Below are 23,901 nucleotides of genomic sequence, written 5' to 3'. Positions count from 1 at the left end.
GCCGCAACCTGCCCAATCGTAATGATAGCAAAAATAGTTCGAATATACTCGTACAGTTGTACTAAGATAGACGCAGTTAAATGAACTGCGGATCATTCCGACCGCAGACTGACCGTCAAAACGACTAAGGACGCATCATGCCCCGACCCATCCCTCTCGAACGTTATCGCAACATCGGTATCTCCGCGCATATCGATGCCGGTAAAACCACCACCACCGAGCGCATCCTGTTTTACACCGGGATGAGCCATAAGCTGGGTGAAGTACACGATGGCGCGGCAACCACCGACTGGATGGCCCAGGAGCAAGAGCGCGGGATCACCATTACCTCGGCGGCGGTAAGCTGCTTCTGGCCGGGGATGGACCGCAGCTTCGAGCCGCACCGGATCAATATCATCGACACCCCGGGGCACGTGGATTTCACCATTGAGGTGGAGCGTTCCATGCGCGTGCTCGACGGCGCGGTGATGGTGTATGACTCCGTCGGCGGAGTGCAGCCCCAGTCGGAGACCGTCTGGCGCCAGGCGAATAAATACCACGTTCCGCGGCTGGCCTTCGTCAACAAGATGGACCGCCCCGGCGCGGACTTCTTCCGCGTGGTGCAGATGATGATCGACCGTCTGAAGGCTAACCCGGTGCCGATTGTGATACCTATTGGCGCCGAAGAGCATTTCACCGGCGTCGTCGACCTGGTGAAAATGCGCGCCATCCTGTGGGATGACGCCACCCAGGGCATGACCTTTAGCTATGGGCCAGTCCCTGACGATCTGTTGGCGACGGCGCAGCAGTGGCGGGAGAAAATGGTATCGGCGGCGGCGGAAGCCAGCGATGAGCTGATGGATAAATACCTGGAAACCGGTGAGCTGGACGAGGCGGAGATCGTCGCCGGTCTGCGCCAGCGCACGGTGAAGGGGGAGATCCAGGCGGTGCTCTGCGGGAGCGCCTTTAAAAACAAAGGCGTGCAGCGCATGCTCGATGCGGTGGTGGAGCTGATGCCGTCGCCGCTGGATATTCCGGCGATACAGGGCGTTGATGAGCAAGGCCAGCCGGCGGAACGCCATCCGAGCGACGATGAGCCGCTGTCGGCGCTGGCGTTCAAACTGATGACCGACCCCTACGTCGGCCAGCTGACCTTTATCCGCGTCTACTCCGGGACGCTGAAGAAAGGCGATGCGGTGTGGAACCCGGTGAAGGGTAAGAAAGAGCGCATCGGGCGTATCGTGCTGATGCAGGCCAACGACCGTCACGAAGTTGACGAACTGCACGCCGGGGATATCGCGGCCTGCGTCGGTCTGAAGGATGTGACCACCGGCGATACGTTATGCGATCCGGATGCGGTGATTACCCTCGAACGGATGGAGTTTCCGGAGCCGGTGATTTCGCTGGCGATTGAGCCGAAGACCAAAGCGGACCAGGAGAAAATGGGCATCGCGCTGCAGCGGCTGGCGGCGGAAGATCCGTCGTTCCGTCTGCATACCGATGAAGAGTCCGGCCAGACGATTATCTCCGGCATGGGTGAGCTGCATCTGGAGATCATTGTCGACCGGATGAAGCGCGAGTTTGGCGTCGAGGCCAACATTGGCCGTCCGCAGGTCACCTACCGCGAAACCCTGCGCAAGAAAGTGACGGACGTGGAAGGCAAATTTGTGCGCCAGTCCGGCGGCAAAGGGCAGTATGGCCACGTCGTGCTGACCCTGGAGCCCCTGGAGCCGGGCAGCGGTTTCGTCTTCGAGGACGCCACCAAAGGCGGCGTGGTGCCGCGCGAGTACATCCCTTCCGTGGAGAAAGGGCTGCGCGAAGCGATGGGCACCGGCGTGCTGGCGGGTTATCCGGTGGTTGACGTGAAAGCGACCCTGACCTTCGGGTCGTACCACGACGTGGACTCCTCGGAGATGGCGTTCCGCATGGCGGCGATCTTCGGCTTCCGGGAGGGCGCGCGCAAAGCGGACCCGGTGATCCTTGAGCCGGTGATGCACGTCGAGGTGGAGACGCCGGAAGTGTACGCCGGGAATATTATGGGCGATCTCTCTTCCCGTCGCGGGATGGTGCAGGGGATGGAAGAGCGCTTCGGCAGCCAGATCATCCGCGCCGACGTGCCGCTGGCGGAGATGTTTGGTTATTCCACCACGCTGCGCTCGATGTCGCAGGGACGGGCAACCTACAGCATGGAGTTCCACCATTACGCGGAAGCGCCGCGTAATGTGGCGGATGAAATCATCGCCAGCCGCGCGAAAAGCTAAGCAACGTTCCCGGGTGCGACGCGAGGCGTCTTACCCGGGCTACTCTGGTACCAGCGCCCAGGCCCGGTAAGGCGAAGCCGCCACCGGGCAAAAAGGTAAGCGTGAACTGGGGACGCAATGCCCGGCGGCGCTGCTGGACTGCCCCCCAAAAGTTGGATACCCAACTGAGTTTGTAGCCCGGGTAAGGCGTTAGCCGCAACCCGGGAATTTCAGCCAATCAGACAATATCCTGTGCGTACTGCCACAGCGCCTTCAGCTGCGCCAGCTTCTCTTTATCATCCGCATACTGTTGATACAGCATCTGCAGCTCATCGGCATAGGCTTGCAAAAACTCTGGCGTAAACACCTGACGACGGTGCTCTAACCAGCGCTGCTGCTCATGTTCATCGAGCGTGCCGGGGAAGTTGCGCGCCCGGTAGTTAAACAGCAGGCGTTCGATACGCTTATCGGCGAAGGTAATATCCAGCGCCGGCAGATTGCGCGGTTCGGTTTCCAGCACGATTTTCATCGCCGCGCGGTCGGCATCGCTAAAGAACCCATTGTACAGCTGGGCGTCGACGTTTTCGGACGGCACGAACGGCTCGGCTTCGGCATAGACCGCCACCACTTTCTCCCGCACCTGCGGATTCGCCCGCAGCAGCTGGGCGTTCTCCAGACAGCGCTGAATGGAGATCCCCAGCCGGTCGGCATCCTGCGGGCGCAGGGTATTGGCCTGGGCCAGCACCGGACATTTATTTAAATGCACCAGCTTGATCGGCGCCGCCGGCAGATCGCCAAGCTCGGCGCGCGGGGTGTAAAGCCGCTCGCGCAGGGCATCGGCATCCAGTTCCAGCAGCGGCGCCATATCGCCCGCCAGATCGACCATAATCACCGCATTGCGGTTTTCCGGATGCCAGGCCAGAGGCGCCACCAGGCTGGTGTTGCCGCGCGCGGCGCCAAACATGCCGGAGACATGCACCAGGGGCTTCATCTGCGGCACGTCGATAAGCGTCGCCAGCTTGCGCTTATTGCGGTGGCTGTAGAGATAATCAAACAGCCGCGGCTGCCGGGTTTTCACCAGTTTCGCCATGGCGATGGTGGCGTATACGTCGGCCATCGCGTCATGGGCGTTCTGGTGTTCAATACCGTTGGCGACGGTCAGATGTTCAAGCCGGAAGCTCGGCAACCCTTCGTCATTCTCTGGCCAGGCGATCCCTTCCGGGCGCAGGGCATAGCAGGCGCGCATCACGTCGAGCAGATCCCAGCGCGAGTTATCGTGCTGCCAGCTCCAGGCATAAGGGTCATAGAAGTTGCGATAGAAGATATTCCGCGTCACTTCGTCATCAAAGCGCACGTTGTTATAGCCGACGATACAGGTTTGCGGCACCGTGAACAGATCGTGGATGCGGCGGGCAAATGTGGCCTCATTATCCCCTTTGGCCAGCGCTTCCTGCGGCGTGATCCCGGTGATCATCACCGCCTGCGGCTGCGGCAGGTAATCGTCAGCGGGTTTGCAGTAAAACACTTCGGGCTCGCCGAGCACATTCAGCTCCGCGTCGGTGCGGATGGCGGCGAACTGCGCCGGCCGGTCGAGGGAAGGGCTGGTGCCGAAGGTTTCATAATCGTGGAATAAAAATCCGGGCTGGTTGACGCTATCTTGCATAGTCTGTTCATTATCCGTGGTGGCGTGCGACCGGTATGGTAAACGATTTGCCCGGTCATCAGAAGGGTCGCGGCAAGCAACTTCCTCTGCTGTGTCATATTTTCTTGCAATTAAACCCTGATATGAAACGCGAAGTTCCGTAAAAAGGACGGCGGATCTGTAAATCTAGAGGATATGCCGTTGAAAGGCCGTTTGTTTATTGCTGTATCTTTGCTCGCTTCGAGCGTTTCCTGCGCATTTGCCGTCGACTTACCTGCTACGGTCGCGCCGCCTTCCATTCAGGCTGGCTCCTGGGTGCTGATGGATTACACCACCGGTCAGGTCCTGACCGCGGGTAACGAACATCAGCAGCGCAATCCTGCCAGTCTGACCAAACTGATGACCGGCTACGTGGTCGATCGCGCCATCGACAGCCATCGTATCACCTTTGACGATATCGTCACCGTGGGTAAAGACGCCTGGGCGAAGGGCAACCCGGTGTTCGACGGGTCATCGCTGATGTTCTTAAAGCCAGGGGATCGCGTCAGCGTCCGCGACCTCAGCCGCGGGCTGATTGTCGACTCCGGTAACGACGCCTGCGTCGCGCTGGCCGACTATGTCGCCGGCGGCCAGCCGCAGTTTGTCGCCCTGATGAATCAGTATGTCGAAAAACTGCACCTGCGGGACACCCATTTCGAAACCGTCCACGGCCTCGACGCTCCGGGCCAGCACAGTTCGGCCTATGACCTCGCGGTGCTCTCGCGGGCGATTATTCATGGCGAACCAGACGTCTACCACATGTACAGCCAGAAAAGCCTGACGTGGAACGGGATCACCCAGCAAAACCGTAACGGTCTGCTGTGGGATAAAACCATGAACGTCGATGGCCTGAAAACCGGCCACACCTCGGGGGCCGGGTTCAACCTGATCGCCTCGGCGGTGGATGGCCAGCGCCGGCTGATCGCCGTGGTGATGGGGGCGGACAGTCCGAAAGGCCGCGAGCAGCAGGCCGCTAAACTGCTGCACTGGGGGCAGCAGAACTTCGACACCGTGCAGGTGCTGCAGAAGGGGCAGAAGGTCGGCACCGAGCGTATCTGGTACGGCGATAAAGAGCAGATTAAGCTCGGCACCGATCAGGATTTCTGGTTAGCCCTGCCGAAGGCGGAAGTGTCGCGCATTAAAGCGAAATATGTGCTGGATAAGAAGGATCTTGAGGCGCCGATCGCCGCCAATCAGCGGGTTGGCGAGATTTCACTGTATGACGGCGACAAGGTGGTGGGGCACTATCCGCTGGTCACCCTCGAAAGCATCAATAAAGGCGGAGTGTTCTCGCGAATGAGCGATTACCTGCATCACGAGCTGTAACCACGCCAACCGCCTCTTTGCAGGCGGTTTTTTTTCGCCTGTCGCTCGTGCTGGCGGGGCGCCTGTTTTTACAGCGGTGTGGTGGCGACTCTGTGAATTCGCGCACATACTGAAGGGGGATCTCCTGTTAAATTAACTGTATATTCATACAGTTATTTATCTCCAAAGAAGGCAAGATGAACTACAGCATCACCACCCTCGGCAAGAAAACCATCGCCGGTTTCCATCTGGTCGGGCCCTGGGATCACACGGTCAAGCAGGGGTTTGAGCAACTGATGATGTGGGTTGAGAACCACCAGGTGCCCGCCCGCGAATGGGTGGCCGTCTACTACGATAACCCGGAGGAAGTGCCGGCGGAAAAACTGCGCTGCGCGACAGCGGTCACCGTGGATGAGGATTATGTCATTCCCGCCAACAGCGAAGGGGTGATCCTGGCGGCGATTGCCGGCGGGGATTACGCCTGCGCCCGCGCGCGGGTGGTGGATTACGACTTCGCCACCCCGTGGATGCAGTTTTTTGACAGCCTGCAGCAGAGCACGGCGTATCGCATCGCCCCCCAGCCCTGCTTTGAGGTCTATCTTAACGACGGCAACCACGACGGCTACTGGGATATCGACATGTATGTTCCCGTTGAGCGCGTCGCGTCGTAGCGGTTTACCCCTGTTCCGGACAAGGTTTTTTACATTCCCGGCATGCTCCGGGCGAAAAAGCAGTTACAATTGGCCTTTTCGTTTTGCCGGAGAGGGTTGTGCGCGCTGATAAATCACTCAAGCCATTTGAGATCCGCTTGTATCGCCATTATCGGGTGGTGCATGGTGTGGGGATTGCGCTGGCCTTTGTGCTCACTTTTTTGCTGGTGCGGCTGCTGAACGTGCCTGAGGGAACCTGGCCTCTCATCACTCTGGTGGTGGTGATGGGGCCGATCTCCTTCTGGGGTAACGTCGTGCCGCGGGCGTTTCAGCGTATCGGCGGCACGATCCTCGGTTCGGCGCTGGGGCTGGTGGCGCTGAAGCTTGAGCTCATCTCTCTGCCGCTGATGGTCCTCTGGTGCGCGGCGGCGATGTTCCTCTGCGGCTGGCTGGCGCTGGGCAAGAAACCCTATCAGGCGCTGCTGATCGGCATCACTCTATCGGTGGTGGTCGGGGCGCCGCCCGGCGATATGCATACCGCGCTGTGGCGAAGCGGCGACGTGATCTTCGGCTCGCTGCTGGCGATGCTGTTTACCGGCATCTGGCCGCAGCGGGCGTTCATCCACTGGCGCATCCAGATGGCCAGCTATGTCACCAACTTTAACCGCCTCTACCAGGCCGGCTTCTCGCCAAATCTGGTGGATCGACCGCGGCTGGAAAAGCATCTCCAGCAGGCGCTGAACGACGTGGTTAAAATGCGCGGGCTGATCACCCCCGCCAGCAAAGAGACGCACATCCAGAAGGCGATCTTCGAGGCTATCCAGACCGTCAGCCGCAACCTCGTCTGCATGCTGGAGCTGCAGATCAACGCCTGGTGGGCAACGCGTCCGGGTCACTTCGTGATGCTCAATGCGCACACCCTGCGGGAGACGCAGCAGATGACCCAGCAGACGCTGTTGTCCATCGCCCACGCGCTGTACGAAGGGAACCCTCAGCCTGTGCGCGCCAACAATGAAAAGCTGACTGAGATCGTCCTCGAACTGCGCCAGCTGCTGAAAGAGCAGGGTGATGACGGCCTGGCGGAAACCCCGGTCCATGGCTATGTTTGGCTCTCAATCGAACTGGCGCGCCAGCTGGAGCTGCTCTCGCATCTGATCTGCCGCGCGTTGCGCAAATAAACATCAGATGCACCGGGTAACCACATGGGTTGTTTCGATTCAGCAGCGTTTAGGGTTATGATAAACGCAAAGGAAAAAACATTGTCATCAGCGGCTGCTAGCAGTTATGTTAGCCCTATAACGCAGTCGCTTTACGAATCCGAATCTCAATTATTAGGGGTGTAAAAATGGAAACAACTAAGCCTTCTTTCCAGGACGTACTGGAGTTTGTTCGTCTGTACCGTCGTAAGAACAAACTGCAGCGTGAAATTCAGGACGTTGAGAAAAAGATCCGTGATAACCAGAAGCGCGTTCTGCTGCTGGACAACCTCAGCGACTACATCAAACCGGGCATGAGCGTGGAAGCCATCCAGGGCATCATCGCCAGCATGAAGAGCGATTACGAAGATCGCGTTGATGATTACATCATCAAAAATGCCGAGCTGTCTAAAGAGCGCCGCGACATCTCGAAAAAACTGAAAGTGATGGGCGAAGCCAAAGTCGAAGGCTAAACCCTGCCGGTCCGGCGGCGTTAAGCGTCGCCGGGCTGTTCCGCGTTTCCCTCTTTTCCCTGCTTTTTTCTGCGAAAACTTTGTTCCGGCAACTGCCTCTCCTCACCGACACTTTGCTATACTGGCCCGCGAAAAACGTATTGATATCGGAAAGGTTTCTCTCATCCTGGCCGGGCATCTGACGCAGCGGCGTCAGGGCGATATCTCAACACCTCTCACCTCTCCGACGATCGATTCGCCAGAAGACAAACTCAGGTGCTGACCGGGCGCGACAGAACTCTTCCGCTGCTTTCGCCGACAGGAGTCAACCTCACGTGATTAAGTCATTCTTTGCTGCACTCTCGTTTATCAGCCGCCTGCCGGTCCCGGCGCGGTTATCTCAGGGCCTGGAGATCGAACAGTACCAGCGCAGTATCGTCACCTTTCCGCTGGTCGGTTTACTGCTTGGCGCCATCGCCGGCGCGGTGGCGCTCCTCCTGCAGCCGTGGTGCGGCGTCCCGCTGGCGGCGCTGTTCGGCGTGCTGGCGCTGGCGCTGCTCACCGGCGGATTCCACCTTGACGGGCTGGCTGATACCTGCGACGGCATTTTCTCCGCCCGCACCCGCGATCGGATGCTGGAGATCATGCGCGACAGCCGGCTGGGCACCCACGGCGGGCTGGCGCTGATCTTCGTGCTGGTGGCGAAAGTGCTGGTGGTTGGCGAGCTGCTGCTGCGTGATATCCACCCCATCGCAGCCCTGGCGGCGGCCTGCGCCGTCGGTCGCGGGATGGCGGTGCTGCTGATGTATCGTCATCGCTATGCGCGGGAAAAGGGGCTGGGCAATCTGTTTATCGGCAAAATTAGCCTGCAGCAGACGCTGGTGACGATGGCGATGGCGATCGCGCTGGCCACCGCCCTGCTGGGGCTGCAGGGGCTGCGCGCCGCGCTGATCACCCTGGTGCTGATCTGGGGTCTGGGATGGGCGCTGAAGCGAACCCTCGGCGGGCAGACCGGAGATACCCTCGGGGCGGCGATTGAGCTGGGCGAATTACTCTTTTTACTGGCGCTGCTGTAAGGCTTGACGCCAACGGTGAGGAACTGAATGGAAACACTTTCGGCGTTACTGGCTGCCATTCCGCAGCCCGATGTGGCGGCCATGGCGCGCGCTCAGCAGCATATTGATGGCCTGTTAAAGCCGCCCGGCAGCCTTGGCCGTCTGGAGACGCTGGCGGTGCAGCTGGCCGGTCTGCCTGGCTTGCAGGGGCAGCTGGCGCTGGCGGAGAAAGCGATTGTGGTCATGTGCGCCGACCATGGCGTCTGGCATGAAGGCGTGACCCCTTCGCCGCAGGTGGTGACGGCCATTCATGCCGGCAATATGGTGCGGGGCAACACAGGCGTCTACGTGCTGGCGGCGCAGGCCGGGGCCAGGGTGCAGGTGGTGGATGTCGGCATCGATGCCGACCCGCTGCCGGGCCTGATTAACCTCAAGGTGGCCCGCGGTAGCGGGAATATCGCCCGGACGGCGGCCATGAGCCGCCAGCAGGCGGAGACGGTGCTGCTGGCCAGCATGCAGCTCACCCGCCAGCTCGCTGCCGACGGGGTGAAAGCCTTCGGCGTCGGCGAATTGGGAATGGCCAATACCACCCCGGCCGCAGCGACGATCAGTGTCCTGACGGGCAGCGACCCTGACGCGGTGGTGGGCTGTGGGGCTAATCTGCCGCTGGCGCAGCGGGGCCATAAGGTGGCGGTGGTGCGCCAGGCGATAGCCCATAATCAGCCGAACCCGGCCGACGGGCTGGATGTCCTGGCGAAGGTGGGGGGTTACGATCTGGTGGGCATGACCGGGGTGATCCTCGGGGCGGCCTCCTGTGGCCTGCCGGTGGTGCTGGATGGCTTCCTCTCCTATGCCTCTGCCCTGGCCGCCTGCCGCATGGCCCCGTCGGCGCACCCTTATCTTATTCCTTCACACCTGTCGGCGGAGAAAGGAGCGCAGATCGCCCTCGACGCGCTGGGTCTGCGGCCGTATCTCGATATGGACATGCGCCTGGGAGAGGGCAGCGGCGCCGCGCTGGCGATGCACCTGTTGGATGCCGCCAGCGTGATGTACAACCAGATGGGAACGCTGGCGCAGAGCAATATTGTGTTGCCCGATAGCGCGCCGTCATCCTGATGGTAAAGCGCATCGTCCCGCGATGGGGGCGATGCGCCGGGTTTACAGGGCCTGCTGCCAGACCGTCTGGGGCAGGAGATAAACCTTCGCCGGGGCGCGCATGCCCTCGGTGACAATATGGCGGATGCCGCTGGTCATCACCGCGAGGGTGACGTCAAAGGCGTTCAGGCTATCGCCGAAGCCAGCGGTCAGATTGAGCATTGAACCATTGGCCAGCAGATAGACGGTTTTGTCGGCCATGCGGTAGGCGTTGATATACGGCATCACCTCTTCCTGGGGGTACTGGCGCAGGTACTCGCCGTCGATCTCTTCCGCCACGTGGCCGACGTTAAGGATAAATACTCCCGCTTTCGCCCGGTCCAGCGCCTGGCGATTAACCACGTTTTTACCGCCTGTCGCTGTGGCCACCACGTCCGCCGAGGCGATTGCCTCCTGGAGGTCCACCACGTGCCAGCCGTCGTAGGCCGCCTGCAGACGGCGGGCAGGATCGATCTCCGCCACCATCACCTGACCGCCAAAAGCTTTTGCCGCCGCCGCGACGCCCTGGCCGACCAGGCCGTAGCCGATCACCAGCACTTTTTTCTCATGCAGGGTGAGGTGAGTGGTCTGGAAGAAGGTGTGCCAGGCGGTGAGACCGACCATATGGCGGTTGTGCAGCCCCTCTTTGACCGGCAGATCGTCCCAGTTAAAGATCGGATAGCCTGGCTGAATATCCCCCAGCCGATTGACGCCCGAGCCGGTGGCTTCCAGACCCGCCACGATGTTCCCAAACTCGCCGCGCTGGTGGAGCAGGGTGGTGATATCGGCGCCCATCTCGCACAGGTGAGTGGGCTGCCAGGCAATCGCTTTTTCCCATGACTGTTGCCAGTCGGCATCGCTCATATTGCGCCACGCGCAGGCCTCGGCGCCGCGCTCCACCAGCCAGGCCACCACGTCGTCCTGCACGGTGGTGGGGTTACAGGTGGTTAAAAAGACCTGAGCGCCCTTGTCGAGGATCCCCTGTACCAGCGGGATCATTTTCATGTCGAGGTGCATACAGCAGGCCAGACGCACGCCGCTGAGGTCGGGCAGCGCGGCGACCTGACGCAGGGTACGCGGCATATTCTGGCTGGCCCATGCCACTTCTTTCGCTAAAGAGATTTTATTATTCACTGGGTTATGACCTTCAATTCGCAAAAGGGGTATCCCCCTGACCGAAAAGGGATTCTATCAGCCCCCGCGAGAATTCACAGCACAATGCCGTCGGACATCGCCGCGCGCGCTATCCCCTGCGAAAGACAGGGTTGTTAATTTAAGGTTAAAAAAAGAAAATAAAATATAAGTAATTCCTATGATTTGAGCGATGAAGCGATGTTGAGTGTTATTCCTGCGGGGATATTTTCACGGCTGCGGATTTTCCTTGGCCGCCTGAAGCCGCACGCGCTGCCGGTGGCCCGCCGGCATATCGTGCTGGGATCCATTGGCGCTGGCACCGGACTGGCGGTGACCAGCATGTTCAGCCACTGGCTGCTCGGCGAAGTCAATCTGTGGTTTATTGCCCCGATGGGGGCCTCGGCGGTACTCCTGTTTGGCGTACCGAGCAGCCCGCTGGCGCAGCCGTGGTCGATTGTCGGCGGCAACGTGCTGTCGGCGCTGATCGGTGTCACGGTGGGTATGCTGGTCCCCGATGCGGCGCTGGCCTGCGGTCTGGCGGCGGCTCTGGCCATCGCCGGGATGTATTTTCTGCGCTGTCTGCATCCCCCCGGCGGCGCGGTGGCCCTGACGGCGATCCTCGGCGGCGCCGGGGTGCACAGCGAAGGCTATCACTTTGTGCTGACCCCGGTGCTCCTCAACTCGCTGATGCTGGCGCTGCTAGCTATTGTGTTTAATAACCTGGTTGGCCGCCGTTATCCGCATCCGCTGGCGGCGGAGGAGGTCAAATCCAGGGCGGTGCCGCTGGGTATTTCGGTCACCCGGGAAGATATTCACGCCGCGCTGCTGGAAGGCCAGTTCCTCGACATTGATGAAGACGATGTCCAGGAGTTGCTGGAGAATATCGAGCAGCAGGCGCGGCAGCGTATCGCGACGGCAGCCCGCCGCTAAGGGCGTACTGCGGGCTGCGGGTTACAGATCGCCGGTAAGATACTGCGCGACCCCGCGGCCAAAGCTCCAGTCGCCTTTCTGGTTACTGATAATCGACACCATCAGATCATCGCCGCTCAGGCCGCAGTGTTCCGCCAGCTCCTCCTGCAAAATGGCGAAGAAGCGCTGCTTCTGCGCCTCGCTGCGCGGGCTGGTATAGACCCGCACCACCACCAGATCCCGCGTGCGGGTCAATCCGAGGCCGGTATCTTCAATCACCATATGATGGGCTTTGTTTTCATGAACAATCTGGTAACGGTCGCGTTCTGGTACCTCGAAGGCGCGCAGCACGGCGCGATGGGCGGCATCCAGCAGGGTTTTGACCTCCTGTTCCGTACGGCCTTCAATCAGGTCAAATGTCAGTAATGGCATGCAGGTGCTCCTTATCGTTAGGGAATAATGATGGGCTCAACAAGATGCTAGCCGATGCCGCCGCCGGCAAAAACCGCTATAGTTGAATACATTGTTTTTACTGGTGAACAATCACATGAGCGAGAGTCGTCCGGAGAGTTACTGGCTCCATCTGTACTGGCTGACGGTGCTGGAAGAACAAAAAAGCTATACCCGGGCCGCGGAAAAGCTGGGGATCAGCAAGTCGGCTATCAGCCAGAAAATCAGCGAGCTGGAGCGGGTGACCGGTAAAACCCTCGTCCATCGCACCACCCGCAGCGTGAGCCTCAGCGACGACGGACTGCGGCTGGTGGCGGAGCTCAACGAGCCGTTTGGTCAGCTGCGGGATATTTTCACCGGCGCCTGCGATGAGGGCGGGCCGCTGCGGGGAACGCTGCGCCTGACCGCGCCGGTGGCCTTTTCCCGCCAGCAGCTGGTCCCGGCAATCGCGCCTTTTTTGCATCAGCATCCCCAGCTGCATCTGCAGCTTGAGGTCACCGACCGGCTGGTCTCTCTGGCCAGCGAAGGGTTCGATCTCGCCATCCGCCACTGTCGGCGCGAGGCGCTCCCGGATACCCATGTCGCCTGGCCGCTGTGTCACACCGCGACGCTTACCGTCGCGTCCGCCGACTATATTCGCCGCCATGGCCGCCCGGAAACCCCCGAAGATCTGCGCCACCACCAGTGCCTGACCTATCCCCGTGGGCCACAGCGCCCGCAGTGGACGTTCGCCTCCCGTCACTCGCCCGATGCTCGGGTGACCATCAACGTGCAGGGGCCATTCGCCACCAATAACAGCGAGTCGCTACGTGATGCGGTGCTGGCGGGGCTTGGGGTGGCGCTGTTGCCGGATTTCAGCGCCCGGGAGGCCATTGGCCGCGGGCTGGTGCAGGAGCTGCTGCCGGCGTGGCAGCCGGTGGAGGTGTTTGCCGACCGGCTGTACGTCATCCGGCCCTATACTCCGCGCGTGTCGCGCGCGGTGGAAACCTTCAGCCGCTACCTGAAAGCGACCTTCAGCGAGACGCGTCCAGCTCCTGCGCCAGCGCCTCGCTAAAGCGGGGCAGCAGATGGCGCTCGCCGGGAAGCAGCTGCGCGAGAGTAACGGTCTTGTCAGCGCAATAGACCCGCTCGCTGCCGAGCTGCGCTTCGAAGGCGTTCGCCGCCTGATGCGCCGCGCTCAGATCGGCGTCAATAAGGATCACCGCATGGGCCAGCACCACGTGGCCGCCGCCCGCCGCCAGCGGCCGCCAGTACTGGGCGGTACCGACAATCTTGCGCGCCTCCGCGCCTTCTCCGCAGGCAAGATTATACCGTCCATCGCAAAAGGAACCGTTTACCGCCCGGGGGTGGCTGGCAACGCCGAAGCGCGCGAGGGTACGCTGCAGCACCGCGCACAGCGAATGATAGATCGGTTCGGCGGCTTCGCCGAGCGGCTGCTGCACCGGCCAGGCGAGGCTAAGGTTGATAATGCCCGGCCCCTGGGGCACCAGACCGCCGCCGGAGCGGCGAAGCCATACCGGCCAGCCGCGCGCGGCAAAATGCGCGCTGACCGCCGGCAGATCCGTAAACTGACGATAGCTCCCCGGCACCACCAATCCCTGCGGCGCCTGCCAGAGCTGGGCGACGGCCTCGCCGGCGCTGGCTTTAGCAAACAGCGGCTGTTCGGCCTGGGTGGGATCCTCGCAAAACTGCAGCGCCAGCGAGGAGGGGGAAAAACGGCGAGGCCAGCAGTCGGCCAGGGTTAACTGAGACATGCATTCTCCTTACCGGAGGGCGCGGGTTACGCCCTCCGCTGGTGGGTCAGTCGACGGGGTGCTTTTTCATCAGCAGCGCGGTGAGCGCTGACAGCAGGCATCCTGCGGTCAGATAGAGGGCCACGCTGTGCCACGATCCGCCGGAGAAGGTGACCAGCGCCGCGGCAATAAACGGGGTAAAGCCGCCGCCGACCACGCTCGCCACCTGGTAGCCGACGCCGGCGCCGCTATAGCGATAGCTGGCGCCGAACAGCTCGGTAAACATCGGCTGCTGGACGCAGACCACCATATCATGGGCGATATTGGCCAGCATCAGGGCGAAGAACAGGATCCAGAAAACGGACTGACTCTCCAGCGCCATAAAGAACGGGAAACCGCTCAAAGTGCCGATCAGCGCCCCGGTGATATAGATCCGCCGACGGCCAAAGCGGTCTGCCAGCCAGGCGAAACAGGGGATAGTCAGGCAGCTAAGACCGCCCACCAGCAGGCCAATGTTGAGAAACAGCTCGCGCGGCAGGCCGAGGTTTTGCGTGGAGTAGTTGAGGGCGAAGGCGGTGACGATATACATCGTCAGCAGTTCACACAGCCGCAGGGCGATAATCAGTAAAAACGCTCCCGGATGGCGAAGCAGCGCTTCCACTACCGGTAGCCGCTTTTTCATCTGCGGCGCGTTGTCCTGGCTCTGCTGCGCTTCAAACTCCTGCGATTCCGCCATGCCGTTACGGATCCACAGCGCAATAAGGACCAGCACCACGCTGAACAGGAACGGTAAGCGCCAGCCCCAGCTGAGGAACTGCTGGTCGCTGGTCAGGCTGCTAATCAGCGATACCAGCCCGGTAGAGAGCAGGAGGCCGACGCCGTAGCCCACCTGCACCCCGCTGCTGTAAAAGGCTTTTTTCCCCTGTGGGGCATTCTCCACCGAGAGCAGCGCCGCGCCGCCCCATTCGCCGCCGACGGCGAATCCCTGAACCGCTCGCAGGAACACCAGCAGCACCGGCGCCCACCAGCCGATCTGGTTGAACGAGGGGAGCAGGCCGATGCAGGCAGTGGCGATACCCATCATCCAGACGGTCATCATCAGCATCCGTTTCCGCCCGAGGCGATCGCCGAAGTGGCCAAAAATAATTCCGCCGAGCGGGCGAAAAAGAAACCCAACGCCGAAGGTGGCAAAGGCGGCAAGCGTTCCCATCGCCGGGCCGATTTGCGGGAAAAATTCGCGGTTGAACACCAGCGCGGCGGTAATGCCATAGAGAAGAAAATCGTACCAGTCGACCACCGCGCCGGCAAAACTACCCCAGGCCGCCCGCCGGGCCCGATGTAGTGAATCTGGCGCCTCGCCGGGCTGCACGCTTATTGTTGAATCCATACCCTGTCCTGTCAGTCACGTACTTCGTTGTTATTGGAATGAGACGCTTTTACCGTTGCGTCTGCTCTGAGACTACCGCGCAGCGGCCGTGGAGGAAAGTAGTTTGCCTGCTAAGCGGGGGAGATGGCGCAAAAAAGAATCGATGGGAAAGGCGGTCGAAATCACACCCTGGACTTAACATTCTGGCAATTTGCCATCCAGCTTATACTTTTAATTAAATCAACGGATAACAAAGATGGACACCTTTTAAGAATCGACGTAAATGGTTTACACTTAACGTGTCTCCCTCTCTGGAATGGTGAGTAAAATGCGTCTACTTCTTGCAGTTTTATTTTGTTCTGTCATGTTGCCTTCTGCTTATGCTGAAAAACTGCCTGCGCCGACAGGAAAACCTGTACTGACCATTTCCGGAAAAATCGGAAATATGAATGTCGGCGACAAGGCCGTTTTTGATCTCGCAATGCTGGAAAAACTGGGGATGAAGACGATAGAAACCACCACCCCCTGGTACACCGGCAAGGTTCGTTTTGACGGTATTCCCCTTAATAAACTCATGGATTTAGTCGGCGCGAAAGGCACATCGGCCCGCGTGCTGGCGCTGAACGACTACACCACCATTATCCCGATTGATGATTTTTATAAATTCCCGGTCATTATGGCGTTAAAAATGAACGGTCAATATATGCGCATTCGTGATAAAGGCCCGTTATTTATTGTCTACCCTTACGACAGCAGTGCTGAATTACAGAACCAGATCTATTATTCCCGATCGGCCTGGCAAGTTTCAAAGATGATTATAGAATAAGGGTTGGATCTTGAATCGAATACTCACGGCTATTATTTTGTCGTTATTTGTTGTCACCGGATATATTACTTATCTGGTGCATGAGCGACAAAGTGAGTTGCAAAAATTTACCCGCTATACGGACTCGTGGTCAATGTCGCAGATGGTGTCGGAATATATGCGGCTGGAGTCTCGTCTGGCGGGAATGGCGATTGGGGCCGAAGGGGCGGACCACGATGAGGTGCGCCTGCGTCTTGAGATCATGATGAGCCAGATCGAGCTTCTGCAGGAGGGCGATCTGGGTAAATTTATCAATAAAAGCGAGCAGCGGAAGACGGTGGTTGCGACGCTGATTCGTAATCTTCATCTGCTCGATAAACAAGTTGATACCATGACGCCGGAGCAGGTCAGACAGATCCTGCCGGTGTTAAGCGAGCTTGATGGTCCGCTGACCTCAATGGCCGCCGCCACCCTGACGCAAGATATCAATATCGTTAATATCACCCATGATAAAATCCAGCATCTCTATTATATCTACTCGGTGATCTCCATTCTGCTGATCGCCATGTGTATAACTCTCGGTCTGCTGATGCTCCGACAGAATAATAATCTGCGTCGCGCCCATGTTCGTATGAAAACGCTGGCCAACGATCTGCAGGCCTCGAAAGAGAAGCTGCAGGTGCAGAACCGCCGGCTGCAGTACGACGCCTACCATGATTCGCTGACCGGTATGCCCAACCGTCTCTCTTTCTGGCAGCGGCTGCAGGAGATCGTCAACCAGGTGCGTCCCTATAAGGGATGCGCCGTGGTGATGCTTTTCGACCTCGACAGCTTTAAGGATGTGAACGATACCCTTGGCCATGATGCTGGCGATAAGCTGCTGCAGGATCTGGCCAGTCGCCTCTCTTTTTTCCGCAAAACCTCCGAGACGCTGTATCGCCTTGGCGGTGATGAGTTTGCGATGCTCTCCTACGATCTCACTGAAGAAATGGCCCTTGAGCGGGCCAATGTTATCCGGGAGAAGATCAGCCAGCCCTATCAGATCTACGATGCGCAGATTAATATCGACGCCTGCATTGGGATCGTGATCTCTGACGGTGAAAGTCGTACCGATTATCTGTACAAGTGCGCCGACCTCGCGCTGTATGAGGCGAAAAAAGAGGGTAGCGGCCATGTGCAAATCTTCCGGCCGGGGATGCTGCAGCGCCTGCAGGAGAACAAATCGTTTGAAGACGATCTGCTGCAGGCCCTGGCCCATGACGAGTTCAAAGTCTACTATCAGCCGATCGCCGATACCGTCACGCGCGAAATCTACGGCTATGAAGCGCTGGTTCGCTGGTTCCATCCGGTGCGCGGCGCCGTGCCGCCGACGGTGTTTATTCCGGTGGCAGAGAAAATCGGTCTTATTAATGCCCTTGGCGAATGGGTGCTGAAAACCGCCTGTGCCGAAGCGGCCAGCTGGGCGACGCCGCTGAAGGTCTCGGTCAACGTTTCACCAATTCAGTTGATGAATACATCGCTGACCGACACCATTATCGAGGTGCTGCATCAGACCGGCCTCGATCCGCGACGTCTTGATCTGGAGATCACCGAGTCGGACGTATTCAATGAGAACACCCGTTCGCTGGAAATTCTCAGCCAGCTGCGCGAGCAGGGCATTCAGATCTCCATCGATGACTTTGGTACCGGCTATTCTTCCCTGTCCCGTTTAAGCTACTTCCCGTTCGATAAAATTAAAATCGACCGCTCGTTTGTCATCAATATTCCGGAACAAAAAGACGATCTGGATATCGTCCGCCTGATTATCAGCATGGGAAAGAGCCTGCATATGCGCATTGTGGCGGAAGGTGTAGAGACCGAAGAGCAGTTGGCTTCGCTGCAGGCGCTGGGCTGTGACCTGGTTCAGGGATATTTAATCGGCAAACCGAGTCCGCTGCGCTAACAAATTTTTAACGTGTCTACTTTTATTCTCCCGGGCGATTTCAGGATCCTGAAATCGCCTTTTTTATTTTCTCTTAGCGCTAATCCCTGCGAGGTATAAAAAGGAGTAGGCGTAAAATTCCACAACAAAATAATATCCTTAACGTTTAAAAGGGGTATATGATATGCATCATATAGGCTATTTCTGAACGTCGCGTTTGAGACGGTAAAGTGAGGCACAATTATGCAGCGAATCATTATTCCCACCCATTACGTTCACACCCGCAGCACGCCGCTGTGGACCAAAGAGACCGCCCCGGCCTCTATCTGGCGCCGCCATCTGGATGCCGGCACCCGGCAGGGCGTCTACCCTCGTCTCTCGGTGATGCAGGGGGCGATCCGCTATCTCGGCTATGCCGATGAAACCAGCCCCGAGCCCGTTGAAACCCTGACTATTGAAGCCGGCCAGTTTGGCGTCTTTCCGCCGGAGAAGTGGCACTGTATTGAGGCCCTCTCAGAGGACACGGTTTTTAATGTCGACTTTTATGTTGATCCAAAAATTCTCATCGAGGGATAACAAGAGATGACCAGTGAAAATAAAGGTTATACCTTAGCGCTAGAGAATGGCCGACTTCACCAGAAGCAGGAAAAAATATTTCTCAAACCAATGGTGTTGTATATTCCACAGCAGGCGGTGGAGGCCGTTAATGACCTGCTGAGCAAGTTGCCGGACGACAGGGAAGAGGGGGAGTTTCTGTTGACGGTCACCAATAACAATAACGGCGTCTCGGTTGATAAAACCTTTTCCTCGCTGGCGGCGCTGCGCGACCCGCTCACCGCCGCTGATACGGTGAAGGATCTGATCAATATCGTTCGCGGCTACGAGTCCGATGAAGAGACCAACGTTTGCGGCTGGTAAGCCCGCTACTCTTCCGCCGGATGGCGACCGTCACCTAATGCCATCTGGCCGACCAGCCACTCCCGCAGATTGATAATATCCGCCCGCTGCGCCGCAGCCTCGGTGGTGACCAGGTAGTAGCGGGCGCCAGGCAATGCGTTGCTGAACGGCGCGGATAATACGCCGCGCTGCAGCAGATCCCGCGCCAGCAGTTCGCTGGCGATCACCACTCCCTGACCGGCCACCGCCGCCTGCAGGGCATGGGTCTCATCGCTAAAGGTTAACCCCGCATCAATATTCAGCGTCGGCGGTCCATAGCGCCGACGCCAGTTCTCCCAGCTCGGCGAATCAGCTGGCACGCGCCGGTTGGCAACGTGAAACAGCGTCACCCGCTGCAGATCTTCAGGCCGGCTGAGGCCCAGAGTCGGGCTGGCGACCACGATAAAGCGATCCTCATACAGCAGCGTGCAGTACAGGTCCGGCTCCGGCGTTTCACGATAGCGAATCGCGGCGTCTACCGTGCCCAGATGCAGATCCACTCGTTCGACGCTGGTGTGTAGCCGCAGGTCGATAGCCGGAAAGCGGGCGGTGAAATCCGCCAGCCGCGGCACCAGCCAGTGGGTGAGAAAATTGGAGGTGGTGGTGACGGTTAAGGATGGCGGCTGACGGGCATGAGCGATCTGGACGACGGCCTGTTCCAGGGCGCTAAAGGCGCGTTGGGTGGCGGCGTAAAGGATCTCGCCATCAGCGGTCAGACTGACGCCCTGCGCGCTGCGTTCGCAGACCCGGCACTCCAGCACCGACTCCAGCAGTTTAATCTGATGGCTGACCGCCGTCGCGCTGACGCCGAGCGCCTCGGCGGCCTGTTTAAAACTGCGGTGGCGGGCGACGGCATGAAAAGCGCGTAGCGCCCCCAGCGGCGGCAGACGGGGCGGTCTCATGGCTGAGTTTTTCTCATCTATGGCTGAAAACTATGCGTTTGTGTAAAGCGATATTGTGGCGATAGGCTACGGGCATGTAAAGACAATGACATGAATTAAATTCATGCAGCTTCGCCTGTCAGGAGTCAACTATGCACGTTGTAAGCCGCTACACCGCCGCGGAAGCCGCGGCAACGATCGACCCCCGCGGCCGCGCTATCGCCCTTAGCGTGGTCATCGCCGCCGGGGCCTTGCTGTTAATCATGCCCCCGGTTATCGGGGTGACCGGCACGCTGAGTCTGCTGACGGCGCTGATTGCGGCCTTTGGCGTCGGGTGGGGATTCACTCGCGGACAATCCTGGCTTTATCGCTCACCCCTGGCGGCGACGCGCTGGGCCTTTCTGCTGTCAGCGGCCGGCTGGCTGCTGGCGCTGGTGGCCTGGTATGGCGGGCAGGACTGGCCGGCACTGCTGCCGGGCGTGGCGTGCGGTGGGGCGGGAGCGGCTGTCGCCTGGCGCATTGCGGCGGGTAGGACGGCGCTGCCGGGGATGCGGGTCAGCGGCGCCACGGTGCTGAGCGTAGCTATTGCCATCGCGGCGACGCTGCTGACCTGGCATACTGCGGGAGGAGGACGCCATGGCGTCTGCTTTGCCTTCGCCGTGCTGCTTGACTGGGCGCTGCTCGGCGCGCTGATGGTGCGGATCCGCCAGCAGGAGAGTGCGGCCTGATACCAGACGCGGTCTGGTCCAGGATCGGCGAATCAAGCGAGACAGGGTAAGTTGTCCCGCCCGGCGTTAAATATCTTCTACACTGTTACAGGCATCACATTCCTGTGCGGTCGGCACTCCTGCCGGCCGCCGTCGGCGTTCAGCCCAGGCACGGGCCTGCAGGCTGGTTATCCTGAAAGAGGAGTCTGTAATATGGCATTTGTCACCACCCAAGACGGCGTCAACATTTACTTTAAAGACTGGGGACCAAAGGAAGCTCAACCGATTGTCTTTCATCACGGCTGGCCGTTAAGCGCTGACGACTGGGATAACCAGATGTTATTTTTCCTTGCCGAAGGGTTCCGGGTCATCGCTATCGATCGTCGGGGTCATGGCCGCTCCGATCAGGTTAGCGAGGGGCACGATATGGACCATTACGCGGCGGACGTTTCGGCGGTGGTGGAGCATCTGGATCTGCACAATGCGGTCCACGTCGGGCACTCCACCGGCGGCGGCCAGGTCGCCCGCTACGTCGCCCGCTACGGTCAGCCGCAGGGGCGGGTGGCGAAGGCGGTGTTAATTAGCGCCGTCCCGCCGCTAATGGTGAAAACCGAGCAGAATCCGGGCGGGACGCCGATCGAGGTGTTTGACGGTTTCCGCAAAGCGCTGGCGGCGAACCGCGCCCAGTTCTATCTCGACGTCGCCTCTGGCCCGTTCTATGGCTTCAATCGTGATGGAGCAGAGATATCCCAGGGGACGATCCAGAACTGGTGGCGACAGGGGATGATCGGCAGCGCCAAAGCCCATTATGAAGGCATTAAGGCGTTTTCAGAGACCGACCAGACGGAAGACCTTAAGTCGATCACCTTGCCGGTGCTGGTGATGCAGGGAGATGACGACCAGGTGGTCCCCTATAAAAATGCGGCCATCCTGCAGGACAAGCTGCTGCCGAACAGCCAGCTGAAAATTTATCCTGGCTTCCCGCACGGGATGCACACCTCCCACGCCGATACCATCAACGCCGATCTGCTGGCGTTTATCCGCGCCTGATCTGCCCTCTTTGCCGGGCAGAGTGCCGTTAATGGCATTCCGCCAGCACCCTGGGCGCCAGTCGCCTGGGGCGCGCCGGTTGACGTGCAGAGGAAATCTGCTTAACTCATGGGGTACCTGACGACTATTTTCCCCTCGCAGGATAAAACGCCGGGTTTCTCTGCGGAAACCCGGCGGAATTCTGCGCAAGAGACAAGTGAGAGACAATGAAATTAGCCGGACTTCATCCCGACGAGCAGCGTCGCCTGCAATCGCTACGCTCTTCCGGGCTGTTGAATAGCGGAAAAGAAGAACGCTTCGATCGCCTGACCAGGCTTGCCCGTTCGCTGTATAACCTGCCGGTGGCGTCCATCAGTCTGGTGGGGGAAGATCTCCTGCATATCAAGTCCTGTGCCGGTCTCGATGTGGACACGGTGCCGAGAGATATTTCATTTTGCGCCCATACCATTCTGCAAACCGACCCGCTTATCGTCAACGACATGCAGCAGGACGAGCGCTTTCACGATAACCCGCTGGTCATTGAGGCGCCGTTTATCCGCTTTTACGCCGGGTATCCGGTGCAACTGCCGGATGGCGCGACCGTCGGGTCGTTCTGCCTGATGGATCACCAGCCGCGATCGTTTTCCGCCCATGAAATGCAGATCTTAAGCGATCTGGCGGCGATCGTGGAGGATGAGTTCAAGGTGCTGGATGCGGCAACCTCGGATGAGCTGACGGGACTGTTTAATCGCCGGGGGTTCCTCACCCTGGCAGAGTATGCCCTGCTGACGGCCCAGCGCCGCCATGAGCCGGTGAGCCTGGCGTTTGTCGACCTCGATCGCTTCAAGCACATCAATGATACCTGGGGGCATGAAGAGGGCGATCGCGCGCTGATCGCCATCGCCGACTTGATGAAAGCGGCCTTCCGCGAGTCCGATATCCTCGCGAGGCAGGGGGGGGACGAATTTATCATTCTGTTCGCCAATACCAGCCGCCACGATGCCGCGACGGCGATGGAGACGCTCAGCCACAACGTGGCGCGTTTCAACCAGCAGGCGGCCAATCCCTGGCAGCTGGCGTTCTCCTGGGGCTGCGTCGAATACGATCCCGCCAGCCATCCCAGTCTCAACGCGCTGGTGGCCACCGCTGACCGCCTGATGTACCAGGCGAAGCAGAAGCAGGGACGCGAGCGCCGTTAATCCTTTGCGGCGGTGGCCTTCAACAGGTACTGCTGCGCCTGCTGCCGCTTCTGCGCATAGCTGCTGAGCAGCGCCTGCTGCGATTTCCCTTCGTTATCGTAAAACAGGCCGCCTTCGTCGGCGATAAAGCAATAATGCTGTTCCAGCTGGTTTATCACCCAGTCAATGCGTTGCAGGGTGAGTAAGGTACAGGACTGACCATGCAGGTCGTCTTCAATATCCAGCACATGTGAGCGAAAGGCCTCTACGGCAAACAGCCGGCTCAGCGCGGCAGGGTCCGCCAGCGCCGACTCCCAGCGCGCCGTCAACTGCTGAAAGTGAGCCTGCACCAGCGGGTCAGCGCGCCGGGCGCGAAGCCAGACGAGCTTCCGGCGGTAGCTTTCGACCGCCAGCCGCTTCATCTCGCGATATTGCGCCAGCTGCTGTTCGGCGTCAGGGAGCCGGGTCATCAGCCAGCTAAAAAAGAAGCGAGTCTCAAAACGTTCGACAAAGTGGAACAGCGGGTCGGCCAGACCATTGCTGTTGAATTCTCTCAGCGGGTCGAAGGGATACATATAGCCAAAATCGAACAGCCATAGCTGCTCCTGCCGGTCCACCAGCAGATTCCCGCTACAGAGATCCCACTCCATCAGCCCCTGTTCTTCGCAGGCTTCCAGAGTAGTAAATAGCTGGGCGATCAGCGGCGGGGTCAACTGGTGTATCGGCTCGCCATCGATCCAGGGGGAGAGCAGGATGCCGAGGCGATAATCGGCATACAGCGTTGGGACGATGTGGGTGAAGCGCGGCGCGGTGACCGGGTCATCCTTCAGCTGTTGTAATGCCTGCCGACGCTGTACCTCATTTAAAAACGACAGCTGGCCGTTGAGGTTGGCAACGCCGGCGACGGCGCGACGTTTCTTTAAATTGTACTCCTTGCCGGCGATGCGCAGACGATAAACCTCGCCGGTCAGGCCTGAGCCGTATACCTGCACCACATAGGGGGAATCGGGGCCCAGTGCGGCGAGGGTCTCCGGCGGCAGCGGGCAGTGGCTGACGTTGCCGACGATAAGAGGTTCCCCGCTGCGATCGAACGCCTGCTGTTGCTGTTGTCTGAGGTTCATGGTGCCTCCGGGTATAACGTTAGACAGAGTGGATAATCC

24 protein-coding genes are annotated in these 23,901 nt (G+C 59.5%); 16 read left to right on the top strand and 8 right to left on the bottom strand.

Features of this window, described 5'->3' with window-relative positions:
- The first annotated feature begins 137 nt into the window (after window positions 1–137).
- Window positions 138–2,240: an elongation factor G gene (fusA, locus tag HMPREF3140_RS06170; RefSeq protein ID WP_032411917.1), complete on the top strand. Its 2,103-nt coding sequence runs from the start codon at window positions 138–140 to the stop codon at window positions 2,238–2,240.
- 217 nt (window positions 2,241–2,457) lie between these two features.
- Here the strand turns inward: fusA and sbcB are convergent, their stop codons facing one another.
- Window positions 2,458–3,882: an exodeoxyribonuclease I gene (sbcB, locus tag HMPREF3140_RS06165; RefSeq protein WP_004175279.1), complete on the bottom strand. Its 1,425-nt coding sequence runs from the start codon at window positions 3,880–3,882 to the stop codon at window positions 2,458–2,460.
- 180 nt (window positions 3,883–4,062) lie between these two features.
- Between sbcB and dacD the strand changes: the two genes are divergently transcribed.
- The 6 genes from dacD (at window position 4,063) to cobT (ending at window position 9,674) form a co-directional block, all read left to right on the top strand.
- Entirely contained in the window at window positions 4,063–5,226 is a 1,164-nt protein-coding gene (gene dacD, locus HMPREF3140_RS06160; protein ID WP_004153104.1) for a serine-type D-Ala-D-Ala carboxypeptidase DacD, read from the top strand.
- A 176-nt stretch (window positions 5,227–5,402) separates the two neighbouring features.
- Window positions 5,403–5,876, top strand: coding sequence for a DNA gyrase inhibitor SbmC (gene sbmC, locus HMPREF3140_RS06155; protein WP_002911889.1), 474 nt, complete (start codon window positions 5,403–5,405; stop codon window positions 5,874–5,876).
- 98 nt (window positions 5,877–5,974) lie between these two features.
- Complete coding sequence (locus HMPREF3140_RS06150) at window positions 5,975–7,033, top strand: FUSC family protein (protein ID WP_070552882.1); 1,059 nt, start codon at window positions 5,975–5,977, stop codon at window positions 7,031–7,033.
- A gap of 167 nt (window positions 7,034–7,200) precedes the next feature.
- Window positions 7,201–7,524, top strand: a complete 324-nt coding sequence (locus tag HMPREF3140_RS06145) for a DUF496 family protein (RefSeq protein WP_002911883.1) — start codon at window positions 7,201–7,203, stop codon at window positions 7,522–7,524.
- A gap of 314 nt (window positions 7,525–7,838) precedes the next feature.
- Entirely contained in the window at window positions 7,839–8,579 is a 741-nt protein-coding gene (cobS, locus tag HMPREF3140_RS06140; RefSeq protein ID WP_004180482.1) for an adenosylcobinamide-GDP ribazoletransferase, read from the top strand.
- Between the two features lie 27 nt (window positions 8,580–8,606).
- Window positions 8,607–9,674, top strand: coding sequence for a nicotinate-nucleotide--dimethylbenzimidazole phosphoribosyltransferase (gene cobT, locus HMPREF3140_RS06135; protein ID WP_060614407.1), 1,068 nt, complete (start codon window positions 8,607–8,609; stop codon window positions 9,672–9,674).
- 42 nt (window positions 9,675–9,716) lie between these two features.
- Here the strand turns inward: cobT and HMPREF3140_RS06130 are convergent, their stop codons facing one another.
- Window positions 9,717–10,826 (bottom strand): adenosylhomocysteinase, encoded by a 1,110-nt coding sequence (locus HMPREF3140_RS06130; RefSeq protein WP_032411913.1) that lies wholly within the window; start codon window positions 10,824–10,826, stop codon window positions 9,717–9,719.
- Window positions 10,827–11,024: 198 nt separating this feature from the next.
- Between HMPREF3140_RS06130 and HMPREF3140_RS06125 the strand changes: the two genes are divergently transcribed.
- Window positions 11,025–11,756: an HPP family protein gene (locus HMPREF3140_RS06125; protein ID WP_002911879.1), complete on the top strand. Its 732-nt coding sequence runs from the start codon at window positions 11,025–11,027 to the stop codon at window positions 11,754–11,756.
- 21 nt (window positions 11,757–11,777) lie between these two features.
- Here the strand turns inward: HMPREF3140_RS06125 and HMPREF3140_RS06120 are convergent, their stop codons facing one another.
- Window positions 11,778–12,167, bottom strand: a complete 390-nt coding sequence (locus HMPREF3140_RS06120; protein ID WP_004175282.1) for a tautomerase family protein — start codon at window positions 12,165–12,167, stop codon at window positions 11,778–11,780.
- Window positions 12,168–12,282: 115 nt separating this feature from the next.
- Between HMPREF3140_RS06120 and HMPREF3140_RS06115 the strand changes: the two genes are divergently transcribed.
- On the top strand, window positions 12,283–13,239 hold the full coding sequence (locus tag HMPREF3140_RS06115) for a LysR family transcriptional regulator (protein WP_070552881.1): 957 nt from the start codon (window positions 12,283–12,285) through the stop codon (window positions 13,237–13,239).
- Here the strand turns inward: HMPREF3140_RS06115 and HMPREF3140_RS06110 are convergent.
- Window positions 13,199–13,939, bottom strand: a complete 741-nt coding sequence (locus tag HMPREF3140_RS06110; protein WP_032411911.1) for a lipoate--protein ligase family protein — start codon at window positions 13,937–13,939, stop codon at window positions 13,199–13,201. The two genes, HMPREF3140_RS06115 and HMPREF3140_RS06110, sit on opposite strands and share 41 nt — an antisense overlap.
- A gap of 46 nt (window positions 13,940–13,985) precedes the next feature.
- Entirely contained in the window at window positions 13,986–15,305 is a 1,320-nt protein-coding gene (gene shiA / locus HMPREF3140_RS06105; RefSeq protein WP_004158843.1) for a shikimate transporter, read from the bottom strand.
- Window positions 15,306–15,612: 307 nt separating this feature from the next.
- On the opposite strand from shiA, the gene HMPREF3140_RS06095 reads away from it, so the two are divergent.
- Window positions 15,613–16,110, top strand: coding sequence for a putative pterin-binding protein (locus HMPREF3140_RS06095; RefSeq protein ID WP_016831857.1), 498 nt, complete (start codon window positions 15,613–15,615; stop codon window positions 16,108–16,110).
- 10 nt (window positions 16,111–16,120) lie between these two features.
- Window positions 16,121–18,031, top strand: coding sequence for a putative bifunctional diguanylate cyclase/phosphodiesterase (locus tag HMPREF3140_RS06090; protein WP_004196289.1), 1,911 nt, complete (start codon window positions 16,121–16,123; stop codon window positions 18,029–18,031).
- Here HMPREF3140_RS06090 and HMPREF3140_RS28645 read toward each other — a convergent pair.
- Window positions 18,028–18,156, bottom strand: a complete 129-nt coding sequence (locus HMPREF3140_RS28645; protein WP_014343288.1) for a hypothetical protein — start codon at window positions 18,154–18,156, stop codon at window positions 18,028–18,030. The genes HMPREF3140_RS06090 and HMPREF3140_RS28645 overlap by 4 nt on opposite strands.
- Before the next feature lie 97 nt (window positions 18,157–18,253).
- On the opposite strand from HMPREF3140_RS28645, the gene HMPREF3140_RS06080 reads away from it, so the two are divergent.
- Both HMPREF3140_RS06080 and HMPREF3140_RS06075 read left to right on the top strand, forming a co-directional pair.
- A complete protein-coding gene (locus HMPREF3140_RS06080; RefSeq protein ID WP_002911866.1) occupies window positions 18,254–18,586 on the top strand; it encodes a TehB family protein in 333 nt (110 codons plus the stop codon).
- 6 nt (window positions 18,587–18,592) lie between these two features.
- On the top strand, window positions 18,593–18,928 hold the full coding sequence (locus tag HMPREF3140_RS06075; RefSeq protein WP_004148980.1) for a DUF1869 domain-containing protein: 336 nt from the start codon (window positions 18,593–18,595) through the stop codon (window positions 18,926–18,928).
- A 5-nt stretch (window positions 18,929–18,933) separates the two neighbouring features.
- On the opposite strand, the gene HMPREF3140_RS06070 is transcribed toward HMPREF3140_RS06075, so the two are convergent.
- The gene (locus HMPREF3140_RS06070; protein ID WP_004184768.1) at window positions 18,934–19,848 is read right to left on the bottom strand and encodes a LysR substrate-binding domain-containing protein; all 915 of its coding nucleotides are present in this window, start codon (window positions 19,846–19,848) and stop codon (window positions 18,934–18,936) included.
- A gap of 131 nt (window positions 19,849–19,979) precedes the next feature.
- On the opposite strand from HMPREF3140_RS06070, the gene HMPREF3140_RS06065 reads away from it, so the two are divergent.
- The 3 genes from HMPREF3140_RS06065 (at window position 19,980) to HMPREF3140_RS06055 (ending at window position 22,762) form a co-directional block, all read left to right on the top strand.
- On the top strand, window positions 19,980–20,555 hold the full coding sequence (locus HMPREF3140_RS06065) for a hypothetical protein (protein ID WP_004175291.1): 576 nt from the start codon (window positions 19,980–19,982) through the stop codon (window positions 20,553–20,555).
- 192 nt (window positions 20,556–20,747) lie between these two features.
- A complete protein-coding gene (locus tag HMPREF3140_RS06060) occupies window positions 20,748–21,584 on the top strand; it encodes an alpha/beta fold hydrolase (RefSeq protein WP_004180471.1) in 837 nt (278 codons plus the stop codon).
- Between the two features lie 206 nt (window positions 21,585–21,790).
- Window positions 21,791–22,762, top strand: coding sequence for a sensor domain-containing diguanylate cyclase (locus HMPREF3140_RS06055; protein WP_002911798.1), 972 nt, complete (start codon window positions 21,791–21,793; stop codon window positions 22,760–22,762).
- Here HMPREF3140_RS06055 and HMPREF3140_RS06050 read toward each other — a convergent pair.
- Entirely contained in the window at window positions 22,759–23,862 is a 1,104-nt protein-coding gene (locus HMPREF3140_RS06050; protein ID WP_032411907.1) for an AarF/UbiB family protein, read from the bottom strand. The genes HMPREF3140_RS06055 and HMPREF3140_RS06050 overlap by 4 nt on opposite strands.
- Window positions 23,863–23,901: the final 39 nt, after the last annotated feature.

Source organism: Klebsiella sp. HMSC16A12, from assembly GCF_001808265.1.
Lineage (GTDB): Bacteria > Pseudomonadota > Gammaproteobacteria > Enterobacterales > Enterobacteriaceae > Klebsiella > Klebsiella pneumoniae.
The sequence above is the reverse complement of the archived record's forward strand: the minus strand, read 5'-3'. Positions and strand labels throughout refer to the sequence as shown.